We start from the raw sequence: 3,560 nt of genomic DNA on the forward strand, positions 1-3,560 counted from the left end.
CATTCAGGTCGCCAGTTCCCTTGCTGGCAACGATAAAGTCATTGCCATCGCCGCCGGCGATGGTGGTAGCGTTATAGAGATAGTCGTTACCGGGCGTGCCGCCCACGGGTGCGGTAGGGGTGCCACCACCTTTCAGATCAATACTGAGCTGGCCATTGGTGAACTTCTGCACCGTCAGTGTCTGGCCGGTGCCGGCGTGCTTGATAATCAGGTCGCTGCTGCCGTTTGAAGGGCTGGTGAGCGTGTAAGTAATCTGGCTGTCGTTGACATCGGTAAAGACCGAACCACCGTTCTTTGACTGACCACCAGTCAGAGCAGTGCCGCAAAAAACGATACCACCGACGCCATCGCTGTCTAACAAAACATCGTTGCCTTGGTCTTTCTCGACAAAATAGGTGTCAAAACCATCGCCACCTTCCAGCCTGTCGTTACCGGCGCCGCCGTTGAGCTGGTCCTTATCGGCACCGCCATACAAGGCATCGTTACCTTCTTCGCCATACAGCTGATCATCGCCGCTACCGCCACGCAAGGTGTCGCGCGCCAAGCCACCGGTCAACGAATCCGCACCGGCGCCACCATCCAGACTGTCTTCATCGGCACCGCCGTCCAGCGTATCGTTGTCAGCCATGCCAAACAGGGTGTCGTTACCTTCACCCCCCTTGAGAACATCCAGCCCCTTGCCGCCTTCCAGATAGTCAGCGCCCGCACCGCCGTCTAGGGTGTCGTTGCCGCCACCCCCAAAGAATTTGTCTGACATGACGCCACCGGTAAGGGATTCATCTTCGGCACCGCCAAACTGGACTTTATGGACTGCTGTCGGATGCCCACCGACCGAGACGGCTAGCTTCTTGCTGGGATCTCGATAAACCCACTGGTCATTCGAATTACTACTATCAACGCTGTCAGTATTGTTGGCATAAGCGGCGAGAAGCAGTCTGAGCATTTCAGCTCTATTCAATAAATACTGCTCGGTAATCTCACCTGTCTCTATTTCTGAGTTATATATAGAAAGCGCTACTTTGATATCAGATGAATAGTCGTATCCAATTATCGCAAAGGAATTACCCTCCAGCAGAGCATAACGATATGCCAATCCAATTTCTGAGTCCTGCATGGCTTTGCTGAGCATTTCGTTCGGAATGAGTTGCTCGAATTTCAATGGCTGCGCAAATGTGGGAAGTTTATTTAGTGCTTGAAGGCGGGTGATGAATTCCTGATGGCTGGCTGTGGTGCTTAACTCACCCAAACCAAATAACTTACTTAATGCGCTTGCTGCGTGGTTATTCTTGTTATTTGTGGTTCCGCTGGCATCAATCACTGCCTCTATCTGCATCGGCGTTGCGTTAGGTGCAAATTTAAGTATGGCAGAGATAAGTGAAACTTTATCTAGATTATTTACAATATCTGAATTGGATTGTAACCATTCGCTAGATTGGATACTCATTAACCCTTCAGCTATATGCATACCTGTTGTAACAACTGCCTTTGTCGTATCCATTACGGCGCCGTGAGTTGCTAGAACATAGGGATTGACCATTAAGGAAGTAATAGGCCCAATGGTTGAAGAGTTACTAGGAATAATATCTTTTTCGCCATGCTTCGCATATAGAACCCCATTGGATGCCCAGACGGCGCATTGTGAGCCGCCTGGTATTGTGTAGTAAGGGGGGGTGGCAATGGAGTCATTGACATATTGCTGTAGTCGCTTGCCTTCCTCTTCCGTCAGCGTCAGAGGCCCTAAGCTGTTATTCGCGTCATGACCATCATTGTCAAATATTTTCCCGGCGTTCCATAGTTTGGTCTCGGTCGGGGCAAATCCGACAAATGTCTCCTTTCCGTTTACGTCTGTAATTTTCAAGAATGTGTGTGGAATGAATGCTGAAAACCCGTGATCTTTCATTTCTTGCTCTGTAAGAACATAAGAAAATAGCTCAACGGATTTGGGTAGTACGGTAATGGGCGTGGCGGCGGGTGCGGTCATAAATCAATTCCAGGTGTTGTCTGTAAATTTAAACAAGGGCCTTCCCAAAAAGGGCCCGTCTTTAAAAGCAGTGCTTTTATAAAAAGTCAGGCTTCTAACCTTGGCTTCGGAGGCCAATACTTCCAGCAGAATTTTTCTGGCGACTCTTTGACTAATAACGCCATTGAAATTCATGGTCAAAGTACCATCGTCGCTACCGCTTGCGGTGACAACCTTTCTGCTATAGCAATCCCCGGCTTTTGTGCAGTAATTTTCACTAATCAAAATAGGAACTATTTTATTTCTTAAAAGATCCAGTCCTTCTGCGCTGAGCACACCTTTAGCGGCAATTGCAGGTTGGGCCAGCGACATCAGTACCATCAAAACAAGTAATTTTTTCATTTTCTTCCTCCGAATCTATGGAAATTCTTTTGGCTTCGTCTCTTCGAGCATAAGAACATAAGAAAATAACTCATCGGACCTGGGTTGTGCGGTGATTGATGTGGCGGCAGGCGCGGTCATATATCAATCCCAGGTGTTGTCTGTAAATTTAAATAAGGGTTTTCCAAAAAAAGGCCCGTCTTTAAAAGATTTGCTTTTATAAAAAGTCAAATTTCTAACCTTAGCTTTAGAGGTCAATACTTCCTTCAGGATTTTTCTGGCTACCCTCTGACTAATAACCCCATTAAAATATATGGCCAGAGTGTCATCGTCGCTACCACTTGCAGTAACAACTTGCCTGGTCAAGCAGTCACTCTCATTTAAGCAAAAATTTTCTTTGATTAAAATAGGTATGATTGTACTTGTTAAGAGAGTCATTCCTTCTGCACTGAGTACACCTTTAGCGGCGAAAGCGGGCTGAGTCAAAGACATCAAAACAGCCAAAAAAAACAATCTCTTCATTCTTGCCTCTTTATTTGATTAAACTTTGTTTTTGATTCCCCAAGAACAAGGTATAGAAAAGTTCTGCAATCCCTACCCTTCTCTTTGAAAGTAATATCGAATAAGTCGTTAATTTGGCTAAATCTGAAACGAGAGAGGTTGGCGTGGCCATTTGACTCGACGCCTGAACGCTGATTGTGTTCAGTAGCCGCTCTTCTACCAGGAACCTTATTTTCATCTTCGAACCCCTTAAGCGATACGGGTGGCAATTCGAGCTTCATCCAATCACAAACTGCAGGCTTGTCTTCTCCACCCCTATGCAGCCCAGTGCTGCTGCGCTTTAGGCTGTCTCCGATATGGGTGGGGTATTGCTTGGTTCATGGTAGTGCAGAAGAAAGTGGGCGGATTTTAGTTACACTGGCGATGTGATTCAAGTATTTGATAAATAAAATTTTTCTTCTGTATGCGTTACCTGGATCAAGCCCCTTGCTGCGCCTTGGTGGTGGGGAATTGTGTTGGCTGTTGTTGTTGCCTTCCACGGCCAACGGGCCGCTATCGCCGTGGCAGCTCGGGATGGCAATGGCGGCTAGGGAGCAATGGTCTGCTCAACCATATCCTCGCCATTGACCTTGATCGGCTGGGCATCCACCAACTGTGAATAGCCAGACAGCCCCGGTTCGGCGAAGTTGATACGGAACGGTTGCAGGTCCCAGGCTGC

3 protein-coding genes are annotated in these 3,560 nt (G+C 47.5%); all 3 read right to left on the reverse strand.

What is annotated here, in order from left to right; translation table 11 throughout:
- Positions 1-1,981 (reverse strand): calcium-binding protein (locus PZA18_RS23600; protein WP_284103349.1); only part of this gene is annotated, 1,981 nt, incomplete at its 3' end.
- 3 nt (positions 1,982-1,984) lie between these two features.
- Entirely contained in the window at positions 1,985-2,362 is a 378-nt protein-coding gene (locus tag PZA18_RS23605) for a hypothetical protein (protein WP_284103350.1), read from the reverse strand.
- Positions 2,363-2,485: 123 nt separating this feature from the next.
- Positions 2,486-2,863: a hypothetical protein gene (locus PZA18_RS23610; protein ID WP_284103351.1), complete on the reverse strand. Its 378-nt coding sequence runs from the start codon at positions 2,861-2,863 to the stop codon at positions 2,486-2,488.
- Positions 2,864-3,560 lie beyond the last annotated feature (697 nt).

Origin of the sequence: Parachitinimonas caeni (assembly GCF_030129945.1) — a bacterium.
Taxonomy (GTDB): Bacteria; Pseudomonadota; Gammaproteobacteria; order Burkholderiales; family Chitinimonadaceae; genus Parachitinimonas; species Parachitinimonas caeni.